The sequence below is a fragment of the Hyalangium versicolor genome, from assembly GCF_020103695.1.
In the GTDB taxonomy this organism is placed as follows: domain Bacteria; phylum Myxococcota; class Myxococcia; order Myxococcales; family Myxococcaceae; genus Hyalangium; species Hyalangium versicolor.
This window is the reverse complement of the sequence record NZ_JAHXBF010000001.1, coordinates 25,943-48,869: the sequence shown is the minus strand read 5'-3', so window position 1 is coordinate 48,869 and position 22,927 is coordinate 25,943. Positions and strand designations below refer to the sequence as shown.

Genomic DNA, 22,927 nt, shown 5'->3' with positions numbered 1-22,927 from the left:
GACGAAGTGAGAAAGGGAGGGGGGCGATTTTGCCCGCCTACCTAGCGCGTCGCCTTCAGGGGCCCTCGTAGGGATAGAACGGTGTCGCCCTCGCCTCTCCGCTGTTGGCGGCTTTCGTGGCTCCGTCCTTGTCCATCGTGTACGCCTTGGCGCTTCGCGCGATGACGCACACGGGAACCTCTTCCCGTCCCGGCAACTTCGCGCGCTCGTACTTCACGAGGATCGCTGCGGGCTCGCCCCTTCCCTTGGCCGTCTCGTCTTGTGGATCCACGTAGACGCGCCCCCACAACTTGGTCCCCGGGGGGGCCTTCTGGCGCTGCTCGCGATCAAGGCCAGTGTCAGGAACAAGCGCCACGACTTCAGCACCGGGGCGGAAGATCACCTCGTCCGAGTCGCGATCAAAGCGGTCATCCAGCGCGACGGAGAAGCGATACCCGGCTTCCCAGCCCAGTTGATCGCGCATGACTTTCTGTGTGCGCTCTGGGCACTCGAAAGGCTCCGGCCTGATCGGGACTCCCGTGCATCCGGCAGCCACGGCGGCGAGAAACGCGAGCGACCTGCACACCGCCGCGCTCGGGGGCTGCTTCTCTGCGCGAGGGGTGCGCGCTTGCTTGGGGGCTTCTGTCTTCTGTGTCGTCACGGTTGAACCTTCCTTCTGTGTGTCCGCAGTAGCTGCGGGGCCTCTGTCCGCCGCTCGCGCGGGGGCAGGGGTGGACATAGCAGCGGCGCTCTCAAGTAGGGCCATGGGGCCAGCACTGGCAGGCACCGGGGCAAGGGCCACGCTAGGAGGCGCGGAGGATGGGACGGGCGCTTCTCCAGGCCAGAGCGAGAGGGCGAGCGCAGCGGCAACGGCAGCAGCCACGAGGCCCCCCGCCGCAAGAACCTTGCGCGAGTGGAGACGCCCCACGAGGGCGCGCAGCGCGGGCCATGAGCGTTTCTGCGTCTTCTCCAGCGCAACAGGCTCCCCAGCTTCGGAAGGCGCGGGCTGTCGCTGCTTCGAGGGAGGGTGTACCGGCTCCAGGTAGTCAGTGCTCGTGACTGCTGCCAGTTCCGCCGCTTCACGCCGCAGGGCTTCGGTATCAACGGGGCGCTTGCTTGGGTCACGCGCTAGGAGGCTTTCCACCCACTCGCTCACTGCCACGGGCACGCGGGGATTCAGTTCATGGGCGGGCGTGGGCGGCACTAGGTTGCTGTTGAGCGGTTCCCGGGTGCGCTCTTCCGTGGGGCGCGGATCCGTCAGCAGGTCATAGAGCATTACCCCGTAAGCGAAGATCTCGTCTGACACCTGGAAGGCGTACCGCGCCCGGTGTTCTTCCTTGTGCTCGCGGAGGAATTGGAACTGTTGGGGCGCACGCGAGCGATCCGTTCCTGGGGGCAAGCCTTCCTCGGTCAAGTCCTCGGCTAGAGCGTGGCTCGCGCACCCAAGATCGATGATGATCGGCTCTCCGTCGCTCTTGCGGATCAGCACGTTGGCCAGCTTCAAATCCCGGTGAAGCACGCCCCGGCTGTGCATATGGGCCAGAGCGGCGGCGATCTTCACGAAGACGCACAGGACTTCATGCACGGTGGGGTGTTTGCGCTCGATCCAGTCGGCCAACGTCCACCCGTCCACGTAGTCCAGGACGAGATACACGTTCCCGCTCGCCTTGTCCGGCAAGTACCCGTACCCGCACGATTGGACGATGTTGGGGTGGCCCGCGAACAGCAGCAGGATCCCCAACTCGCGCAGCGTGCGCGCGTGCGTCCTCTTGTCGTCGCCGCTCGCGTTGCGGTGCCGCGCCAGCTTGAGCGCGTACAGCTTGCCGTTCTTCTCCACGAGGTACACAAACGCAAAGCCGCCGTCCCCAAGCGGCTTGATCACTTTGAAGCCGTCGATAACAGCACCGGGGGGCAGCCCCACCACTTGCCCGATCATGGCTTGCGCTCCTGCGTGGTCGCGGGAAGTTTCACCTCGGGGATCGCAAGTGTCCGACCATCCGCCCCGCTCAGTTCCAGGATGAAGACGAGGCCCGCGCTAGGGGGCGGTTCCTCCGTCACCACGAGCACCCGCACACGCTCGCCCGGTGCTGTCTCCCCCTGTTCCTCTAGCACCACGCGGCCCTGTAGCTTCTCGCCCGTCTTGCTCGTTAGCGTCGCTTCCGTCGGCACCCATGGCTGCGGGCCTCGCATGTCGCGGATCCCGACTTGGAACATCAGCCACCCCTTGCCCCGATAGACCACCCCTCGCGTAGATTCCAGACCGTGCGCCGCGCCCTTGGTAACGCCAATCCCGGCAGTGGGCACGCCGCGCCCGTCCATGTAGCCCAGTAAGAGGAAGTCTTCCGGCCCCCTCGCCCCAGCGCGCACTTCTGCGGGGCAAGCTGGGGCGGCTGGCTCCTGCCGTGCGACGGTGACAAACGCATCAACGTCGGACGCATGCGCCACGAGGGCGAAGACGGCCCGCACTGGTGCCTTGTCGTCCGCGAACTGCACTTCTAGCTCTTGGCGCTCGCCGTCTTCGAGAGGCTTCACAGCTTGCACGATGATCGAGCGCGCTCCCTCGTCCAGCACCCGGATCCGCGCTGCGTCCACCCGCAGGGACTTCTTGCGAATGTCCGAGCCGAACAGGAACGCGGTGGGCGTTTCGTGGGAGACGCGAATCTCGTGCGGGGGCTCGGCTGGGTTGCCGGTAACGGTGACGGTGCGTTGTCTCGGCTCGCGTGCGGTGGCCTGGGCTCGTGCGCCCGTTCCCGCGAGGAGAACAAGCGCAACGGCAAGGGGAGCGGATTGGAACAAGGGGGCGTGACCTCCGAGGTAGGCACGCTAGCAGAGCCCGCAGCGCTGGTGTGAGCGCAGGAGGGAGCCAAGGCACAAAGGCCCCGCACGTCGGACGCGGCTTGCGTCCGGCCTGCCTGGATGCTCGCCACGAGGCCCGCGTCGACGTGGCCCGCGTCCGGCCTGCCTGGATGCTCGCCACGAGGCCCGCGTCGACGTGGCCCCGCGTCCGGCCCGCCTGGACGCGCTAGGAGGCCCGTAGCGCGCACCACGAGGCCCGCGTCGAGCGGTGCCCCTGTCCGGCCCGCCTGGATGCGCTAGGAGGCCCGTAGCGCGCACCACGAGGCCCGCGTCGATGCGGCCCGCACCTAGCCTGCCTGGACGCTCACCACGGGGCCCCAGCGCACACCGCGAGGCCCGCAACCTGCCCGCCTGGACGCGCTAGGAGGCCCGTAGCGCACCACGAGCCGCGCGTCCGACGTGTCCGACGGTGCCCGCCTGAACGCGCACCACGAGCCCCAGCGCTCACCGCGAGGCCCGCGTCGACGTGCCCGGCCTGGACGCTCATCACGAGCCCCAGCGCTCACCACGAGGCCCGCGTCCGACGTGTCCGACGGTGCCCGCCTGGACGTGCGCCACGAGCCCCGGCGCTCACCACGAGGCCCGTGTCCGACGTGTCCGACGGTGCCCGCCTGGACGTGCGCCACGAGCCCCGGCGCTCACCACGAGGCCCGTGTCCGACGTGTCCGACGGTGCCCGCCTGGACGTGCGCCACGAGCCCCGGCGCGCACCACGAGGCCCGTGTCCGACGGTGCCCGGCCTGGACGCTCACCACGAGCCCCAGCGCTCACCGCGAGGCCCGCGTCGACGTGCCCGGCCTGGACGCTCATCACGAGCCCCAGCGCTCACCACGAGGCCCGTGTCCGACGTGTCCGACGGTGCCCGGCCTGGACGCGCGCCACGAGCCCGCAGCGCTCACCGCGAGGCCCGTGTCCGACGTGTCCGACGTGTCCGACGTGTCCGACGTGTCCGACGTGTCCGACGTGTCCGACGTGTCCGACGTGTCCGAAGGTGCCCGGCCTGGACGCTCACCGCGAGCCCCAGCGCGCACCGCGAGGCCCGTGTCCGACGTGTCCGAAGGTGCCCGGCCTGGACGTGCGCCACGAGCCCCAGCGCTCACCGCGAGGCCCGTGTCCGACGTGTCCGAAGGTGCCCGGCCTGGACGCTCACCGCGAGCCCGCAGCGCTCACCACGAGGCCCGCGTCCGACGTGTCCGACGGTGCCCGCCTGGACGCGCACCACGAGCCCCAGCGCTCACCGCGAGGCCCGCGTCGACGTGCCCGGCCTGGATGCTCACCACGGGCCCCGCAGCTTCTGGTGGGCCGCTACACCTCCTCGAATCTCGTGCCCGTGGCGCCCATGCGTTCCAAGGCGTTCTTGATCTCCTCGGAGACAATCAGAGAACCCGACCATCCCTCAGGACGGAACACCTTGGTGTTCCCCACCTTCACCTTGTCGATGCGCAGGCGATCCACGGCGATGTATTGCCCGACCTTGTCGGGCACTCCATGTTCTGGCGTCCAGAATCTCACCTTGGAAGCCCCTTCATCAATGCAGCGGATGAGGCGCGTTGCCACGAGGACGAGGTATTGATCCGGCTGGCCCTCGATTTCTGCGGGGATAAGTTGCACGTCACCATGAGCCTGCTCCGCCAGCATGGATGCCACCTTGACGTGGACGACAGGGATCCTGATACCCGCCTCGGAGAAGTCCAGTGGCCTGCCCGCAACCTCGATGGGAATTCTCAATCGTCCGTCCACATGCACGGGCGTCCCTCTCTTGAAGTCCCAGTCGAACACCTTGCGGCCCTTACTATCGACGGGGGTATCCAGATGCCAGCGGTGGGGGAAATAGACGTCGTCAGCTAGGTCGAAAAAGCGCCGGGGCATAGGGAAGTTCTAGCGTCATTTCCCGAGGGTGACGAGTCGGTTCAAGTCCGTTCCGGGTGTGGCGATGTCCCTGGCAAGGTCTTCGAGCGCGGGGAGCAACCGCGCCCGGCATTCCGCGATGCTGCTGCAATCTCCCAGCGCCTCTTCCAAGCGCCTGTAGACGAGGTCATGGTATCGCTGTGGGTGCGGCCCCTTATGCCCCTTGATGGGCACGATGTTTTCTCGGTCGGTTGGCCGCATTCCCGCCCTGGAGAAAAGCCTCTCGAACCGGGGAGTCCACGGGCCACCGCGCAAGGTGGACTTCTTGTTCGCGATGGTTCCGATGTGGTGCTTCTCCGTGCGGTCGCCGCGCCCACCGCGCGCCGCCATCGCCACCGCGCCCGGTGCCAGAGCCAAGCTAAAGCCCTCGGAAGTCACCGCCACGGACTCGACCGCCCCCACCTCTGACAACAAGATCCCTTCGCGGCCCGCAGCCTGCATCGACACTTGAGCGGATCCGGGGAGTGTCGCTACCTGCTCCGCGAACCCCTTCGCCGTGTGCGTCAGAAGCGCCATGACGATCATGGCGAACGCTTGCGCAGCTTCACGCGAGAACAGCTTCCCGAACTTCTCGCCCGCGTCGCGGATCTCCTCGAAGGTGGTTGCGGTCTTCACCTCTGCCATCAACTGGAACCAACCCGTCACGAGGTTGTAGAGCGTGCTGGCGCCTACCCAGAGCACGAGCGCCGTAGTAGCCCACGCGGCTACAAACTTGGTGATCGGCTCGGGCAACGCGAGGAGGACAAGGAGCGTCACCACAGTCCCAATCGCGGCTTGCAGGACGGCCCGCATGCTCACCATCTCGCCCAGCGCCTTCTTGAACTCCTCCAGCACCGGACTTTTGCTCAGGGCCATGGCGAGCATGTACCGGCCTTGCATGTCCAGGTACTTGCCGCCCACGAGCGCGCCCAAGCAATCGCCCTCGAAACCATAGGCACTCCGACACCACGCCTTGTATCGGCTAACGAGGTTCTGCTCCTCCTCTGTTAACGCTCCTTCCAGGGGCATGCCGGACGACCCCAGAGCGATGAACTTTCGCTCTCGGAGGAGGAGGAGGTAATCCCCATAGAGCGCGTCGAGTTGAAACAGGCGCTCCACTGTCTGCCGGGGTGAGCCTGACAAGCGCACCTCGCGCGCCAGTTTCCGGATCGCCTCTGTCACTTGCTCCGGCGCCACCTGCACCGGCTCCACCGTGGCAGCACGGGGGATGTAGATCAGGGTTTCTCCCTCTGCTCCGGTGTCCACCCGGATCGCTGGCTGAGTAGCGCTGCACCCAACAAGCACAGCCAGCAACAGCGCTTCGGCCTTCCAGAGAATCCGCCAGAGCATGGGGCACCCCTTTTCTGTGAGAAGGGGAACAGGCTAGGGGGCTGCCACACGGGAGGGGAGGATATGCCGGGTGGTGTTCGCATGAGTGACCCACAGGCCCTGCGGGCAAGCGGATCCCTCCGTTTCCGGCCCGCGTGTGGTGCCCCGCTCGCGCCACGAGCCCCGCGCGCACCACGCGGCGCGCGTCGGCGTGGCCGCCTGGACGCTCACCGCGAGCCCCAGCGCTCACCACGAGGCCCGCGTCCGACGTGTCCGGCCTGGACGCCTTGCCACGAGCCCCGGCGCGCACCACGAGGCCCGTGTCCTACGGTGCCCGCCTGGACGCGCGCCACGAGCCCCGGCGCGCACCACGAGGCCCGCGTCCGACGGTGCCCGCCTGAACGCGCACCGCGAGCCCCCAGCGCTCACCACGAGGCCCGCGTCCACGTGCCCGCCCTGGACGCTCACCACGAGCCCCAGCGCTCACCACGAGGCGCGTGTCCGACGGTGCCCGGCCCGGACGCTCACCACGAGCCCCAGCGCTCACCGCGAGGCCCGCGTCGACGTGCCCGGCCTGGACGCTCACCACGAGCCCCAGCGCTCACCACGAGGCGCGCGTCGACGTGCCCGCCTGGACGCTCACCACGAGCCCCAGCGCTCACCACGAGGCCCGCGTCCACGTGCCCGGCCTGGACGCTCGCCACGAGCCCCAGCGCGCACCACGTCCGACGGCGCCCGGCCTGGACGCTCACCGCGAGCCTTTAGCGCGCACCACGAGGCCCCCGTCAGAAGCGCCCGCGTCGAGCTTGCCTGGATGCTCGCCACGAGCCCCGGCGCTCACCACGAGGGGGCGCGTCAGCGTAGGCCCCGCCTGTCCGGCCTGGACGCGCGCACCACGAGCCCAGCGCGCCCCGCACCACGAGCCGCAGGTCGACGCGGCCCTCGTCGCACGTCATCGGAGCGAATCCGCGCGCGGGCGTCCGTGCCATTTCGCGCGCCCGCTGGTGCGGCGTTCGTGCCCTTTGGCGCGCGGCGTTCGTGCCCTTTGGCGCGCGGCGTCCAGGCCCTTTCGCGCGCGGCGTCCAGGCCCTTTCGCGCCGTCCGCGCGCGTGGGCCACGGCGCGAATCCCGTGCCCGCTCGCGCGGCGCTCGTGTGCCATTTCGCGCGCCCGCTGGTGCGGCGTTCGTGCCCTTTGGCGCGCGGCGTCCAGGCCCTTTCGCGCGCGGCGTCCAGGCCCTTTCGCGCGCGGCGTCCAGGCCCTTTCGCGCCGTCCGCGCGCGTGGGCCATGGCGCAAATTCCGCGCCCGCTCGCGCGCGGCTCATGGCGCGAAACCCGCGCCCGCTCGCGCGCGGCTCATGGCGCGAAATCCGCGCCCGCTCGCGCGTGGCGTCCACCCATTTCGCGCGCCCGGTGGTGAGCGGCGCTTGTGCCCTCTCGTGCGCGGCATCGGCGCGAATCCACCCGCCGACAGGCGCGGGGCGTCGGCGCCAAATTCACCCGCCGCGTGTGCGCCCGTGCCTTCCGCCTGCCCTTTGGCGCGCGGCGTTCATGCCCTTTCGCCTGCCCTTTGGCGCGCGGCGCCCATGCCCTTTCGCCTACCCTTTGGCGCGGCACGGACGGCGCGAATTCAGCCGCCAACCAAGCACGGGGCGTCGGCGCGAATTCAGCCGCCAACCAAGCACGCGGCGTCGGCGCGAACTGGCCGCGCCCGCTTGCTGATCTGGAAGGGGGCCGCCTCGAAGCCGTTGGCAGTCTCCAGCAGCCGCGCTTGCCCGCCCGCCCCACGGCGCGACACCCGGCGCTTTTCCGGTGTTGCTCCCGGCGTTGAACCGGCGTTGAACCAGCGTTGAACCGGCGTTGCTCCCGGCGTTGCTCCCGGCGTTGCTCCCGGCGCTGAGCCCGGGATTTACCGGCGTTTTACCGGCGCTGAGCCCGGGATTTACCGGCGTTTTACCGGCGCTGAGCCCGGTGCTTCCCGGGACGCGGGCCGGGGCCACCCCCGGGACCACCCCCGGCGCCACCCGGCGCCACCGCTGGCCCCACCGCATCCCCACCGCTGGCCACGTTGGCGCGGGCCTCGTGGTGAGCGCTACGGGCCTCCTAGCGCGTCCAGGCGGGACGAACGCGCACACGGACCCGCGCCTCGCGGTGCGCGCTATGGGCCTCCTAGCGCGTCCAGACAGGCCGGACGCGCACCCGCGTCGACGTGGGCCTCGTGGTGAGCATCCAAGCAGGCCGGACGCGGGGCCACGTCGACGCGCGCCTCGCGGTGAGCATCCAGGCAGGCCGGACTCGGGCCACGTCGACGCGCGCCTCGCGGCGAGCGTCCAGGCAGGCTAGACGCGGGCCACGTCGACGCGCGCCTCGTGGTGCTGGGGCTGGTGGCGGCGAGTCTCCAGGCCGGGCACCGTCGGACGTGGGCCTCGTGGTGAGCATCCAGGCAGGCCGGACGCGGGCCACGTCGACGCGCGCCTCGTCGTGCTGGGGTTGGTGGCGCGAGTCTCCAAGCCGGACACGTCGGACGTGGGCCTCGTCGTGAGCGCTGCGGGCTCGTGGCGCGCGTCTAGGCGGGCACCGTCGGACACGTCGACGCGCGGCTCGTGATGCGCGCTCGGGCTCGTGGCGCGCGTCCAGGCGGGCACCGTCGGACGCGCGGCTCGTGGTGAGCGCTGGGGGGTTCGTGGCGCGTGTCCAGGCCGGGCACCGTCGGACACGCGGCTCGTGATGCGCGCTCGGGCTCGTGGTGAGCGTCCAGGCGCGCACCGTCGGGACAGGTCGACGCGCGCCTCGCGGTGAGCGCTGGGGCTCGTGGTGAGTGTTCAGGCCGGGCACCGTCGGACAGGTCGGACGCGCGGCTCGTGGTGAGCGCTGCGGGCTCGTGGTGAGCGCTGGGGTTCGTGGTGAGTATTCAGGCCGGGCACCGTCGGACACGTCGGACGCGCGCCTCGCGGTGAGCGCTGCGGGCTCGTGGTGAGCGCTGGGGTTCGTGGTGAGTGTTCAGGCCGGGCACCGTCGGACACGTCGGACGCGCGGCTCGTGGTGGGCGCTGCGGGCTGGTGGTGAGCGTCCAGGCGGGCACCGTCGGACGTGGGCTTCGCGGTGAGCGCTGCGGGCTGGTGGTGAGCGTCCAGGCGGGCACCGTCGGACGTGGGCCTCGTGGTGCGCGCTGGGGCTCGTGGCGCGTCCAGGCGGGCACCGTCGGACACGGGCCTCGCGGTGAGCGCTGGGGCTCGTGGCACGCGTCCAGGCGGGCACCGTCGGACGTGGGCCTCGTGGTGCGCGCTGGGGCTCGTGGCGCGCGTCCAGGCCGGGCACGTCGGACACGGGCCTCGTGGTGCGCCGCTGGGGCTCGTGGCGCGCGTCCAGGCCGGGCACCGTCGGACACGGCGGACACGGGCCTCGTGGTGCGCGCTGGGGCTCGCGGTGAGCGTCCAGGCCGGGCACGTCGGACACGGGCCTCGCGGTGAGCGCTGGGGCTCGTGGCCCGCGTCCAGGCCGGGCACGTCGGACACGGGCCTCGCGGTGAGCGCTGGGGCTCGTGGCACGCGTCCAGGCGGGCACCGTCGGACACGTCGGACGCGCGGCTCGTGGTGAGCGCTGGGGGCTCGCGGTGAGCGTCCAGGCCGGGCACGTCGGACACGGGCCTCGTGGTGAGCGCTGGGGCTCGTGGTGAGCGTCCAAGCCGGGCACCGTCGGACACGTCGGACACGGGCCTCGCGGTGAGCGTTGCGGGCTCGCGGTGAGCGTCCAGGCCGGGCACCGTCGGACACTCGGCTCGTGGTGAGCGCTGGGGCTCGTGGCGCGTCCAGGCGGGCACCGTCGGACGCGGGCCTCGTGGTGCGCGCTGCGGGCTCGTGGCGCGCGTCCAGGCCGGGCAGCGTCGGACACGGCGGACACGGGCCTCGTGGTGCGCGCTGTGGGCTCGTGGCGCGCGTCCGGGCGGGCACCGTCGGACACGGGCCTCGTGGTGAGCGCTGGGGCTCGTGGCACGCGTCCAGGCCGGGCAGCGTCGGACACGGCGGACACGGGCCTCGTGGTGCGCGCTGCGGGCTCGTGGCGCGCGTCCAGGCTGGGCACGTCGGACACGGGCCTCGTGGTGAGCGCTGGGGCTCGTGGCGCGTCCAGGCCGGGCAGTGTCGGACGCGGGGCTCGTGGTGAGCGCTGGGGCTCGCGGTGAGCGTCCAGGCCGGACGCGGGCCTCGCGGCGGGTGTCTAGGCGCAGTCCGCGAGGGACTTACTTAGGGGTGGGCCGCGCTGGCAGTTCAACGCGTCTGACGATGGGGACGCCTGACGCGTTGTCTGCGACAATGTAGAGGCGCACGCCCTCGACGTGAGCAATGAAACCGCCGCTGGGCTCTGGGTTCTTTTCCCAGAGCATGGAGATCCGGCCAAGGGGAGCAGAGCCGAGGAGAACGTCAAGGTTCTCTAGGTACGCTTCGACGTACACGCGAAGCTCTGCCGGAAGCCCCGCGATCTCCTGTGCCGTTCTCGTGGGAATGACGACGTTGCGCGCTTGCACAGGCCACGCATAACACGAGGCGCGCAGTAGCAACAGCGAGCCGGGGCCGCGAGGGATGGTAGGGCCTCGGAGTGAGCCTCTAGGCCGGACACGTTGGACGCGTCGACGTGGGCCTCGTGGTGAGCGCTGGGGCTCGTGGCGAGCATCCAGGCCGGACGCGTCGACGTGGGCCTCGTGGTGAGCGCTGGGGCTCGTGGCGAGCATCCAGGCCGGGCAGCGTCGGACGCGGGCCTCGTGAGCACTCGCCGCGTCGACGCGGGTGCGATCTGTCCTCTCTGCGTGCGGGCCTTGGTTGCCCGGCTGCACTCTTGCCGATCACCCCTCGCGCTTTGCGCGTGGCCTAGACACGCCGCTTTGCTCTGTGTCACTCCTGGCTTGGGCAGTTCTTGGGCTTTTGGGCGGGTGGTTAGGGCGGGCAGGTGATGAACAAGATCGATTCCCAGGAGGGGAAACCCTCCGTGTGTGGCGCAGTCGTGCGCCTCCGTTGGCTGACAAGTGGCGACACCGGGAAGAACGCCGGTCGTCACTCCAGGCCGCGCCGGTCGTCACTCCAGGCCGCGCCGGTCGTCACTCCAGGCCGCTCCGTGCATGCTGGCGCGTGGGCTGCCTCGGGGCTGTCTTGTCTGAGTACCGAACGGGCGAGCGTAAACGCTGGCACCCCAGCACGCGGGGCCACGTCTCGCGCCTGCGCGTGCTCCACTGCGCCGCGCTTGTCTGGTGCTCGTGCGTGCTCCAGCGTGAAACGCGGAGATTGTCGGCATCTGCCTGGATCCGCCTGGATCCGTCGGAATTCGCCTGATCTTGCCCAATGTCCAGACGCGCGCCGTTTGGGCACCGTGGGCGGCATGAGTCACGCCGCACAGAACACCCCGCGCCGGACGCGATGGGCGCCCGCGCTTCCCGGGCGGGAAGCACGCGCCACCTGTCCAGCGGTGGCCAAGCCTGCCCAGCAGTGCCCAACGCGGCCAGTCGCGTTGACGGTCCACGGTGGGACGCGAGACAACGCGGGCCGTGCAGTGAGACACGACGGCGGCCCCCGAAGCTGGGGGCGGCCCGTTGTGAACGGCACCCGCAGCGCATCGTCTCTCCGTGCCCCCGGAGTGCGCGCGGCTCGCCCCCAAACCCTCGCGGGTTCTGGCCTCTCACGGCATGGCATCGCGCATCCTGGAGACAGGCGCGCGGCGTCCCACCTTGAGCAGTCGGGAGAGTGTCAGCCGTGAAGGGGCAAGGCGAGCAACAGGAAGACTTCCTGCGGGCCATCTACGAGGAGCTGCGGGGCCTGCGTGAGTCCGTCAACGAGATCCGCACGAAGATCAGCCACGCGGCGCCCGCTCAAGCGGCGCGGGCGTTGGCTGTCTCCATGGAGCAGGCGCAAACCCTGCTTGGCTGCGGGCGCTCGCGGATCTTCGAGTTGTTGAGGAGCGGAGCGCTACGACGCGGGCCGAAGGTGGGTAGGGCCGCGATGATCTGCGCGAAGAGTCTAGAGGCGCTTCTAGAGCGCGTGGACCGCGAGCCAGAAACCCCCAAGCTCAAGCGGCGCCCCGCCCGGCGCGATACCGGGCAGGGCAAGCGGGAGAGTGCAGCGATCCTTAAGCTGATTCGGCCAGCTTGAGCGCAGCACGGCGGACAGGCAGCACCACGGGATCCTCGGGGTGCTCCAGCTTGATCGGGATCTTGATCATCGGGGGCACCTTCACGTTTTCGTAAAACCGTTTCGTCGTGTGCGCGGAGTGGTGGCCCACCACAGCGGCAACAGCCGACAGGGGCAGCCCTCCCGACTTGGACCGCACTTCCTGTCCGCACTCCGAGGCCCAGGTAACGAAGCTGTGCCGCAGTTCTCCGAAGCGCACCAGAGGCAGCCGCGCCGCCTTGCACGCACGACGCACCACGCGGCGGATATGGCTGTCCACAGGAGCCGCGCCGCGCGCTTGGAGACGTTGCACCGCGCCCAACGTCTGACGGTCGATGCTCTGGCGGTGTACCTGTCCGCTCTTGTGAATGAACGTCACGGTTGCGGCGATCTCGCCCGGCTCCGTCACCAAGGACACCTTGCCCTCTCCGCGTGCCAGTCGTTCGATCTCCGTGCCGTGCATGCCCGTCTTGGCGTGGATGCACAGCACGTCTCGCACGCATTGAACGTCCGTGCGTTGCCGCGTCTCCTCGCGGTTGAAGCTGGAGAATTCCCAACCGGTGATCGCGCTGTAAACCCGCTCGATTGTTTCGATGCTGTAGCCCTTCTCCCGCACGGACTTCTCGGGACGGGCCACCGGGATTTTCAGGGAGATCGAAGCGTCATCCCCCGCAGTCAACGCGCCCTCTACTTCCCGCAGCCACGCACAGAAAGACTTGAGCGCCGTTATCCGGTTCTTGCGCGCGGTCTTGTGCTTCTTCAACTCCCGCAGCAGGTCTTGAAGCGTGACGGTGCGCAGGTCGCGCCCCGCGAAGTCTTCCGCCCACGCGGCCAAGTAAAAGCCCACGTTCTTCGCGTAGCGCTCCGTTGTTCCCTTGCTCCGCATGTGTTCCAGGTAGCGGGCCACCGCTGGCGCGTCCATGTAGACCGCCGACTCGTTCTTCATCTTCTGGGCCTCGCCTCGCGTGCGGTAGCCCTCGGGGTCACGCACGAACAAGGCGAGTTCCGCTTCTGCTTCCGCCTCGCTGCGAGCGTCCAGGTGGATCGTGTAGTTCCGCCCGTTGATCATCTTGCGCAGCACGTAGACGGGGCGCCCGTCCTTGTCCGCGAACATCCGCCCGCCTGCCCACTTGCCGATCCAGTCCTTGCCCATGTCGTTACCGCCTCCGGTTTGGTCCTTTTTTGGTCCCAAAAGACCCGATTTGGTCCCGAAATGCAAGCGCCGCCCCCTTTCCCAGAGGGCGGCGCCTTGGAGGCGGCGGGTTGTCCCGCTGGGAGGCGGCGGCAATCGAACCCGCCGCCATGTGTCGGGAGCCTGGCCTCGGCCAAGCGGCCGGCTCCCAGCCCCTGCCTGTCGTTGGCATGCAGGGGCGTATTGGCATACAGGGAGAAGCCTTCCAGCAAGGCGCACCGGGGCTGCTTTCGGGGAGGGGGCCGGACGTCCACCTCCGTCCAGCGCAGCCGTTGCTGGAGGGAGTGCGCCTGGTACGCCTGCAGCGCGTCCTCGGATCCTTGCGCGGGCAGGGCCCCTCTTTTCTCCAGCAGGCGCAGCACCCGAGCCCTTCGAGGCGAGCGCGCTCCAAGCGGCTCACGGCGAATGGGTGAAGGCGAACCTCTACACGTCAGTCCGCTCACGCGGTGCACCCTCCGTGGGGAAGCCCGGGCTGGGCCTCCACCCTGCCCTGGAGGTCGACAGTTCACGCCGAGCTTCGATGCACTGACGGACCTGGAGCGCCTACTTCGGCCACCCGTCCCCGGCCACCAAGGCGGCCCCTGTCAGCGGCCCTCCACGGCCCCTGCGCCCCAGCCCTCACCCTCAACACGGCCTCTATTCTGCCTATGCGCCGCGACGGGGGCCCGCTCGGGAGTCACGAGGGATTTGCGTGCCCATGCCCGACTCCTCCAGCGCCACCCGAAGACAATGCCACGCAGCCACTCATCCGCCGCCATGGCCAGCCAGACGCCGACAAGTCCCAGGTGCAGTTGGAAGACGAAGAAGTAGCCCAGGGACAAGCCCATACAGACCATGGAGAAGACACCTATCTTGGCGATGAACGCGGTGTCCCCGGCCGCCCTTAACGAGTGCACCAGGACGAGATTGATGGACCGGCCGCTCTCCAGGACGATGCTCAGGGCGATGATGTGGGAGGTCAGCCCGCGGATCTCCGCGTTTTCCGTGAACAGTCCGACCAGGGGCTGTCTCAGCAGGATGGCGAGCCCATCCAATAGCAACGAAAACGTGGCGCTCCACTTGAGGCTGCTGAGGACCTGGCGGTAGGCGGCCTCCGGGCGGTGCGCGCCCACCCACCGCCCCACCAGGATGGCCGTTCCGAAGCCAATCGCCAGACAGCACAGGTAGATGTACTGGGAGATGGTCATCGCGTACTGCCGGGAAGCCAGGGCCGCGGAGCCGAGGAAGGACACGTAATACAGGTACACGGCCTGACAGGCGTAGGACGTGATCTGCTCGACGGCGGACGGGGTGCCCACCTTGAGCACCTTGCGGACGTACTCCGGGGAGAACGTCACGTAATCCCGGGGCGCCATCCGCACCTCCATCACGCGGTAGAGCATCCACACGAAGAAGCCAAGCGCGACGGCGCGGCTGGCCACGTTGGAGAGCGCCGCGCCCGCCACGCCCAACGCGGGCGCGCCGAAGTGGCCAGAGATGAGGAGGAAGTTGCCGAGCACGTGCAGCAGGTTCATCCCGATGGCGATAGACATCGCCTGCCGGGTGAAACCATACGTGCGCAGCATGCTGGAGAAGATGTTGATGAGCGCTTGCAGGAAGAGAAAGCCGCCCGCGATGTCCAGGTACGTGCGCGCATGGTCCAGCACTGCGCCCCGCAGGTTCACGTGGCGCAGCAGCGTGTCACCCACCAGCCACAGGCTCGCGCTCACCGCGAGCCCGAGCAGCAGGTTCAACGTGATGCACAGGGCCACCAGCCGGGCGGCCTCCTGGGCCCGTCGAGCCCCCAGATACTGGGCCACGACGACCGACGCCCCGTGACTGATCACCCCCATGATCATGGTGCAGACGAAGATGTACTGGGTGACGACGCCCACCGCGGCGGCGGCCTCGTCAGAGACACGGCTGAGCATGAGCGTGTCCGCCGTGCCCATCAGCAAGAACAGCAGGTACTCCAGGAAGATGGGCCAGGTGAGCCGCAACAGGCCCAGGGACGGGGGGGGCCGTGCCGACTCCCCCCGGGGCAAGGTGTCCCCGGGTGCGCACGTGCTCACGAGACCCTCCGCGACAACAGCCGCTCATAGAGGGCGATGTGATCGTTCGCCGAACGCAGGAAGCTCTGGCGCAGGGCCTCGCCGTAGTCCCGGTCCCTCGCCGTGGCCCTGGGCACGCCGTGGTCCAACCACCGGGAGATCGCTTCGCGCAGGGCGCCCACGTCGTTGATGGCGATGATCTGCTTGGGACCGTAGTCCTTGAGCAGGATGGGCAGGTGCCCCGACTCGGTGGCGATCACCGGCATGCCGAGGATGACGGCCTGGGCCGTGGCGAGCGAGAAGGGCTCGCCATGCGTGCCCCCATCGGCTGTCGGATGCAGGACGAAGTCCGCCTGGCGGATCGCCTCCCAGCTCTCCTCGGGACTGTACTGGACGAAGTGGATGCGGCCGCGCTCCCGCCAGGGCGCGGCCCGGGCGAGCAGCGCCTCATCCAGTCCGGTGGGCCACAGGCGCGAGGCGCTGCCTGCCTGGACGAACGTGAAGTCCTCCCGGCCCGATTCGAGCAACTCGAGCACCGCGCGAAGCGAGACCGCCGACCCCTTCCACTGCGACAGGCGCGTCGGCTGCAGGATGAGCGTGCCGGAATGCGGCGGGAAGGTGTACGGGCGCTGGTCCATGGTGAGCGACAGCAGCTGCTCATGGACCTCGGCGGTGGGCATGCGCTGGAGCACCTCGTTGGCGATGTAGCGCGAGTGGACGAGCATCGGCAGACTGCGGTAGCGCAGCAGCTCCCACTCCGCCGCGTTCTCCGTCAGGCCATGGATGTCGTGGAGTACCTGGGGCGGTCGAGGCAGGGCGAGCAGACCATCGAGCAGCTGCTTGATGAGCGTCTGCCGGTGGTTGTGCGAGTTGTGGATCTGCACCAAGTCGAAGTCCTGGACGGCGTGGAGCAGCGCCGCCACGGCCCGCGGCTCGTCTCGCGGCGGGGCTTGCATGTCGAGTGCTTCCTGGTAGTGCGCATCCAGCGCGTCCCGGGTTCCGGAGAACACCTGCGTGGTGAGCCCCAGTTGGCGCAGGCGCGCGACCAGGGCATCGATGTGCACCGGCACGCCTCCGGGAGTTGGAAGGGCAATCCAGTTGATGTGGGCGATTCTCATGAGGGATTCCTCCAGGAGCGGGAACGAATGGCCCCGGGGGCGGTCATGGGTGTCTGGCCGGGTTGGAGCGGGAGCAGCCCCCTGCCCTTGTTTCAGGCCGCCTCGGAGGCCTGGACCGGCGCACTCGCCGAGCGCTCCGTGTCGAGCCGGTCCATCAGCAGCTGGGTGGAGGGCGCCACCAGTTCCACCAGGAGATCCTCACCCAACCGGGTGTGGACCATGGGGCACAGCCGCAGTCCCCTGCCATGGGGGGCGGGGAACCGCAGCCGGTGCCGGGTTCCTCCCCCCAGCGTGGGGGCCGTGAAGACATGGGCGATGTCGAGCATCCCCGCCTCGGCCAAGGTCGAGAGCAGCCGCGGCCCCCCCTCCACCATGACGCTGTGAATCGGGGGGCCGAGGCGCGCCAGGGAGGAATCCGCCAGGGCCGCGCGCAGGCTGAGCGCGGGCGACGCATCGCTCAGGAGCGGCAGCACGTGCTCGAGCCGCTCGAGCCGCCGCGCCATGAGCTGGTCCGTCCGAGCGCGGGCCAGGACCGACTCCCGCACCATCAGGACGCTCGGCGTTTCGGCGGAGAAGGTGCTCCGCAGCACGCCCTCCCAGACGTCCTCGGCGCAGGAGAGCAGCCGCGCCGTTGGATCGAACAACAGGCGGATGGGTTGACGGTGATGCGGCTCCACACAGGAGCGCACGGTGAGCGCCGGGCGGTCGACCAGCACGGTCCCCGCGCCCACCAGGATGGCATCGTACTTCTGGCGCAGCCAGTGGGTGTAAGCCCGGGACTCCTCACCGGAGATCCATTTCGAGCGGCCATCGTCATAGGCGAGCTGTCCGTCGAGGGTCTGCGCCCACTTGGCGGCGATCAGGGTCCGTCCCGTCACCTGCCAGAAGAGGAAGGGGAGATGCCAGGCCATCGCCTCGCGCAGGAGCACGCCCGTCTGAATCTCCATTCCCGTCTGGCGCAGCAGGCGCAGGCCCTTGCCCGCCACCAGGGGGTTGGGATCGCCTACGGCGACCACGCAGCGAGCGAAGCCGCAGCTGGCCACCAAGTCCGCGCACGGAGGCTGCCGCCCGGTGTGGGCACAGGGCTCGAGCGTCACATACAGGGTGGCGCCGCGCAACCGGCTGCGGTCCGCCACGCTCTGGATGGCCACCCGCTCGGCGTGTCGGCCTCCGTAGACCTCGGTGGCCCCGCTGGCCAGCAGCCTTCCCTCCCTCACGATGACACAACCCACCGTCGGATTGGGATGGCTGCGCCCCACGGACCGCATGGCCTCCTCGAGCGCCAGCCGCATCCACTCCTCATCCGCGTTCCTCAGGGAGGGCACAGACTCCGCACCCTGCCGGAGGGCCGCCGGCAACGTCCGCTCGATCACGCCTCCTACTCCAAACCCTCTGCGCAAAGTGCTCACCATCGTTGTTCTCCAGGCTCGAAGGCCCCTTCGGACGGAAGAGGCTTCGCCAATCAGGGCTTCACGCGCGGACGGTGTAGAGCGAGCCGTCGTACGAACTCACCGTGAAAGTGCCGGGCTGGGGGGACGGTGCGATCGAGGAGATGCCCGAGGCGGTGGGCCGGGTGGTCCGAATCCACTTGCGGCCCTGGACATCGAAGAGCGCCACCGTGCCGGCGTAGTCGCCCGAGGCCAGCCAGCGTCCATCAGGCGACGCGGTCACGCATTTGATGGAGTTGTGGTGCGGGGAGTCGAAGACCTCGGCCTCGCCGTCGCGCCACAGCCGCAGCTTCTTGTCCCGGCTGACGCTGGCGAAGCGCTCGCTGCCCAGGGAAACGCAGCCGTTGGCGATGCGATCGTGCGCATGGTCCAGCCGGCGCACCAGGCTGAAGTCCGAGGTGCGGTGGAAGGCGGCGGTACTGGTGGCGCAGACCGAGAAGAGGGTGTCCTCGGAGCAGGCCACGCCCTTGATGGCATTGACGTGCAGTTGCACCGTGGCCACGTACTCGATGCCGTCCGCCGTCTGGCGGAAGACGAGGCCCTCACCCGTGTAGGCGCCGATGACGGCGTGCAGCACACCCTCGCGCATGAAGGTGGCCCCACAGTTCAGCGGAGAGCGGTGGCGGTAGATGGAGTGGCCGCGGACGGCATCGAACACTTCGCCCATCTGGCCACCGCTGAGCACGGTCGAACCGAAGGGCAGCAGGAAATTGCACAGACTGCCCAGCGCGCGGATGGGCTTGCCATCGCGGAAGAGTTGGCCCGCGTCCCCAATGGAATAGGTACTGCCATTGGAGTGGGTCACCGCGTTCAGGCTGATGTCCGGCTCAATGCCGTCCGTGTTCCAGACATCCTTCTGATAGTCGTAGATCGCGTAGGTCGACCCGAAGGTGCCGAAGACGAGCCGGGACTCACCCAGGAAGGCGCACGAACGCGGCCACACGATGGTCGGCAGGGCGGAGACCCGCTGCTGCTGGAGCCGACCGCCCGTGAACGACCAGACGATGATGCTGCGGTCATAGCTCAGGCTGACCAGCCGTCCGGCGCCATAGGTCAGCCGCTTGATCCCCGCGGAGTGGGCGGGCACGCGCGTGATGTTGCCCTGGCGCAGCAGCAACAATTCCCCGTGGTCGTTGCCGGCGAAGACCGTCCCATCCTCGGCGATGGCGATGGTGTCCGTCTCCACACCCTGCATGTCCACCGTCTCCAACAGGGCACCCGTCTGCGCGTCCCAGCGGCGGATGGTACAGTCATCGCTGGAGGACAGCAGACTGCGGCCCCCCTGCTCCCAGATGACCGTGATCACATCGGACGTGTGGCCACGCAGCTCGGTCAGCAGTTGCCCCTCGAGAGAAAAGATGCGGATGACGTGATCTCGCGAGCACGTGGCCACGCGCTTGCCATCCTCGTGGAAGACGGACATCTCGACATCGTCCGCATGCGCCGAGAGGACGGCACGCAGCCGCAGGGAGGGCACCTCCCAGATGCGCGCCGAATAGTCACTGCTCGAGGTGACCAGGTAGCGGCCACAGGCGCTGAAGGAGCACTGGTTGGCCAGGTGATCATGACTCACACGCGCCAGGGACGTACGGTCACGGCTATTCCAGAGGATGACCTGGTTGTCGTAGCCCGCCGTTGCGACATATTGGTCCTTGTACGTCGCGATGCCACTGATGGGTCCAATGTGTTTCATGGAGGTGCGTGTCCTTGTTACTTCAGGTTGTTGATCGTGTGCTGGGCCCGCCGTACCTTGGCTTGCAGGTAGCCGCGGTTGTGCGCGCTCTGATAGGTACCGGTCTGGACCCTCTCGGTGACCGTAATGCCATTGGCCGTCAGCTGCGCTGCCTTGTCCGGGTTGTTGGACAGCAGTCGGATCTGCATGACATCCAGGGCCTTGAGCATGGCGGCCGCGGCCGAGTAGTCCCGTAGATCATCATCGAAGCTCAGCTGCCGGTTGGCCTCGTACGTGTCCATTCCCTGGCCCTGGAGATGGTAGGCATCCAGCTTGGAATAGAGGCCAATCCCACGTCCCTCCTGGCGCAGGTACAGGAGATAGCCCCCCTCGGAGTTGATCCGGAACAGGGACTCGCGCAGCTGCGGTCCGCAGTCGCACCGCTGAGAGCCAAAGACATCTCCCGTCATGCATTCGGAGTGCAGTCGGACCAGCGGCGCCTTCGCCGTGTTCTTTGGCCCCAGTTCCACCAGGAAGTGCTCCTTGCCATCAGGCAGGCCATAGAAGGAATAGAACATGCCCGTCACATAGCCATCGAGCACGGGAATCGGCACCTTCTGGCGAATGGTCGAACCGGATTTCATCATTATCGGAGGCTGAGCAATCATTTTCTGTATCCGGCTTTGCATACATCTGATGAAAAAAAATTAAAGCTCACCTCGAAAAGGCAAACCAAGACGTCGTCATCACCTCTCTTCTTACGAGCAGGCAAGCGGCAGAAATGCTGACTCGTGCGAAATCCATGTGGTTCTCCCTTCCTTAGGTAGAGCGCGCCTCGCTCCGATGTGATGCGCTCTGTCTTCTTCGCGCCGGATTTCGCACCGGGAAGCCAGGAGCGAGTCAAGGAGCAGGCGCTGCGGTGTCCAAACCGAGAGCAGGCACGATGGCGTCACCCGGTGCGGCCCTCGTCCTCGCAGGGCTCAGTTCGTATCCAAGTCTGGGGCTCGGGGTCACGGCCGCGCCTGCTCCGCGCGCCACCGGGCCTGGAGCCGGGTGACGAACTCGTCGCTCACGGTGTGGTCGCGCGTCTCGGCCGCGTGCTCCACCAGATGGTCCTGCACCTCCAGCGCCAGCTCCGGCTCCAGCAGCTTCGCGAGCAGGAAGTACACGCCCCGGAAGCGCGGCTCACCCAGGTGATCGAGGATGCGCTTGTTGTCCTGCCCCAGGAACGTCTGGGCGATGAAGAAGTCCCACAGCTTGTCGTGACGGAAATGCCACTCGCGCCCCTCCTCTCCGTCCGGACGCCGCCACTGCCGGCGCACCACCAGCTTGTAGGCCTCCATCTTCTGCAATTCCTTGTCGAAGCCCTTCTCCGGGATGGCGCTCCGGTCCTGCAGCCTCATCTGGTAGGCCTCCTCCGAGAAGGCCTTCAGCGGGAACTCCGTCAGGTTCTTCTCCTGGTAGTCGCGCGCCATCAGCTCGTACTGCTGCTCCTGCAGGTGGAACAGGTCCGGCACGTGTCCCTCCGCCAGCATCTGCGCCACCAGCGTGAGGTCCATCGGGTTGCTGAGCACCTCCAGCATTTCCCGGCGCAGCTCCTCGGGCTGCTCGGCGGTGAGCGCCAGCGCCAGGAAGTGCTCACAGGCCTCCCGGTACGCCTCGCCGCGCAGCCGCGCGCGCTCCGTCATCAGGGGCTCGCGGCTGAAGAGGAACTCGCGCACCTGCTCCTCGGTGAACGGCTGCAGCGCGTACACCCGCGCCGTGGCCGGCGGCGTCCACTCCATCCGCTGCGTCGCCAGCAGGATGTTGCCGCGGAACCTCGGCTCCACGAATCCCACGATTCGCGTGCGCGTGTCCGCCGACACCTCGTTGAGCCCGTCGACGTAGAGGTCCAGCGCTCCGCTGTAGATGATGCTCTGCAGGAAGCCGCTGTCCCCCGCCATCCCCTCCAGCTTCGCCTGGATGGCCTCCAGCACGCCCCCCTTGCACCGTTCCGCTGGCAGATACACCGCGAGCTGCTTCGAGCGGCTCAGCAGGTAGCGGATGAACATCGACTTGCCCAGCCCCGAGGCCCCTTCCAGCACCACCAGCCCGCGCACCCGGGGAAGGGCCCGCGGCAGGGGCTCTCGCCGTTCCGTGGCCACCATGCGCACCTCGGAGCGCTCGAAGTAGGCCTCCGGAGAGAAGCGCCCCAGGTCCGCGTCCGCCACCAGCAGCCGCTGGAAGGGCGCCAGCAGCCGCCTCCTCAAGAACGGCACCCACGTGAGCAGCACCCCCACGTACCCCAGGCCCAGAATCCGGCGCACCCACGGGTTCCAGAAGAACACCGCCTGCACCTTCGTCGAGCGTGGATAGACGAGGACGAGCAGCAGCCAGAAGCCGGCGTGCGCCCCCCAGCTCCACGCCGCCGTCCGGGGCCACCTCCGGGGAATCGAGTCGAGGGCGGCGCGCACACTCGCCGCGTGCTGGGGCTGGGGGCCGCGCAGGTTCTTCTCGTGCTGCTTCAGCAGCGCGCGATCGCTCGCCTGCCACTGGCCCCGCCCGAGCATCGCCACCTGGGCGATCCGCTGCGCCAGCTCGTCCGCCAGCGCGGGGAACTGCTCGACCTGGGGCCAGAGCGTGGCGAACTGCTGGAGGGTGGCCCTCGCCTCCTCGGGGGTGAGCTCCTCGGCCGAGGGCAGCTGCGCGGAGTCCCTCCTCCCGAGCCACCGCAGCACTTGCTCCGCCCGGGGCTCGCCTCCCCCCAGACCATGCGCCCGTGCCAACCACAGGAAGCGCTCGGCGGGATTGTCACTCTGCACCGCGACCAGGAGCGCGACGTCCCGGGGCTCCAGGGGGCTCATGTCGACGAGGGCATTCCATTCCACGGAGAGCCCTCGCCCAGGTTCGCCTGGGTGACGAGGAGCGCCTTGGGCAGAGTCCCCTCCCGGGCCCGCGAGGCCCGGGTCGCACGAGGGGTCCGCAGGAAGTCCACGAGCCGCTCCCGGACGCCCGGGAAGCGCTCTTCGTTCAGGAAGCCGAGGTCCGGGTTGCCCGACGCCAGAGACAGCAGGGCCCAGCCCACCACCTCGTCGTCGGCGTCCTCCAGGGCCGCGAGCAGTCCCCGGGCATAGGCCCGCTCGCCGGGAGAGGGCTCCGGGCTGGAGAGGACCTCCAAGTCCGCCCGCGCCTGTCCACCCAGGACCAGGCTGGCGGCGAGCACCACCGGTATCACGTTCCATGCGCGCATGGGCTCTCCTGTCGAGGGGCCGCTGCCCCACCCCCTC

Annotated in this window: 14 protein-coding genes; 2 read left to right on the top strand and 12 right to left on the bottom strand. The window is 68.8% G+C overall.

Features of this window, described 5'->3' with window-relative positions:
- Window positions 1–55: 55 nt before the first annotated feature.
- From KY501_RS00185 to KY501_RS00170, 4 genes are all read right to left on the bottom strand, one after another.
- Complete coding sequence (locus KY501_RS00185; RefSeq protein ID WP_224360284.1) at window positions 56–1,915, bottom strand: serine/threonine protein kinase; 1,860 nt, start codon at window positions 1,913–1,915, stop codon at window positions 56–58.
- Complete coding sequence (locus KY501_RS00180; protein ID WP_224360283.1) at window positions 1,912–2,775, bottom strand: DUF2381 family protein; 864 nt, start codon at window positions 2,773–2,775, stop codon at window positions 1,912–1,914. The genes KY501_RS00185 and KY501_RS00180 overlap by 4 nt, the downstream gene beginning before the upstream one ends.
- 1,364 nt (window positions 2,776–4,139) lie before the next feature.
- Window positions 4,140–4,703, bottom strand: a complete 564-nt coding sequence (locus tag KY501_RS00175) for an imm11 family protein (RefSeq protein WP_224360282.1) — start codon at window positions 4,701–4,703, stop codon at window positions 4,140–4,142.
- Window positions 4,704–4,718: 15 nt separating this feature from the next.
- Window positions 4,719–6,071, bottom strand: coding sequence for an AHH domain-containing protein (locus KY501_RS00170; RefSeq protein ID WP_224360281.1), 1,353 nt, complete (start codon window positions 6,069–6,071; stop codon window positions 4,719–4,721).
- Between the two features lie 3,777 nt (window positions 6,072–9,848).
- Here KY501_RS00170 and KY501_RS00165 point away from each other — a divergent pair.
- Both KY501_RS00165 and KY501_RS00160 read left to right on the top strand, forming a co-directional pair.
- Complete coding sequence (locus KY501_RS00165; RefSeq protein ID WP_224360280.1) at window positions 9,849–10,229, top strand: hypothetical protein; 381 nt, start codon at window positions 9,849–9,851, stop codon at window positions 10,227–10,229.
- 1,558 nt (window positions 10,230–11,787) lie between these two features.
- Window positions 11,788–12,183: a hypothetical protein gene (locus KY501_RS00160; protein WP_224360279.1), complete on the top strand. Its 396-nt coding sequence runs from the start codon at window positions 11,788–11,790 to the stop codon at window positions 12,181–12,183.
- Here the strand turns inward: KY501_RS00160 and KY501_RS00155 are convergent.
- The 8 genes from KY501_RS00155 to KY501_RS00120 form a co-directional block, all read right to left on the bottom strand.
- A complete protein-coding gene (locus tag KY501_RS00155) occupies window positions 12,161–13,354 on the bottom strand; it encodes a site-specific integrase (RefSeq protein WP_224360278.1) in 1,194 nt (397 codons plus the stop codon). The genes KY501_RS00160 and KY501_RS00155 overlap by 23 nt on opposite strands.
- Window positions 13,355–13,977: 623 nt before the next feature.
- The gene (locus KY501_RS00150; RefSeq protein ID WP_224360277.1) at window positions 13,978–15,444 is read right to left on the bottom strand and encodes an MATE family efflux transporter; all 1,467 of its coding nucleotides are present in this window, start codon (window positions 15,442–15,444) and stop codon (window positions 13,978–13,980) included.
- A complete protein-coding gene (locus tag KY501_RS00145; RefSeq protein WP_224360276.1) occupies window positions 15,441–16,541 on the bottom strand; it encodes a glycosyltransferase family 4 protein in 1,101 nt (366 codons plus the stop codon). The genes KY501_RS00150 and KY501_RS00145 overlap by 4 nt, the downstream gene beginning before the upstream one ends.
- 92 nt (window positions 16,542–16,633) lie before the next feature.
- Complete coding sequence (ribD, locus tag KY501_RS00140; RefSeq protein ID WP_224360275.1) at window positions 16,634–17,914, bottom strand: bifunctional diaminohydroxyphosphoribosylaminopyrimidine deaminase/5-amino-6-(5-phosphoribosylamino)uracil reductase RibD; 1,281 nt, start codon at window positions 17,912–17,914, stop codon at window positions 16,634–16,636.
- A gap of 97 nt (window positions 17,915–18,011) precedes the next feature.
- Entirely contained in the window at window positions 18,012–19,682 is a 1,671-nt protein-coding gene (locus KY501_RS00135) for a WD40 repeat domain-containing protein (RefSeq protein WP_224360274.1), read from the bottom strand.
- 17 nt (window positions 19,683–19,699) lie between these two features.
- Complete coding sequence (locus tag KY501_RS00130) at window positions 19,700–20,329, bottom strand: GTP cyclohydrolase II (RefSeq protein WP_224360273.1); 630 nt, start codon at window positions 20,327–20,329, stop codon at window positions 19,700–19,702.
- Between the two features lie 342 nt (window positions 20,330–20,671).
- The gene (locus tag KY501_RS00125) at window positions 20,672–22,528 is read right to left on the bottom strand and encodes an NACHT domain-containing protein (protein ID WP_224360272.1); all 1,857 of its coding nucleotides are present in this window, start codon (window positions 22,526–22,528) and stop codon (window positions 20,672–20,674) included.
- Window positions 22,501–22,890 (bottom strand): hypothetical protein, encoded by a 390-nt coding sequence (locus tag KY501_RS00120; RefSeq protein ID WP_224360271.1) that lies wholly within the window; start codon window positions 22,888–22,890, stop codon window positions 22,501–22,503. The genes KY501_RS00125 and KY501_RS00120 overlap by 28 nt, the downstream gene beginning before the upstream one ends.
- Between the last annotated feature and the right edge of the window lie 37 nt (window positions 22,891–22,927).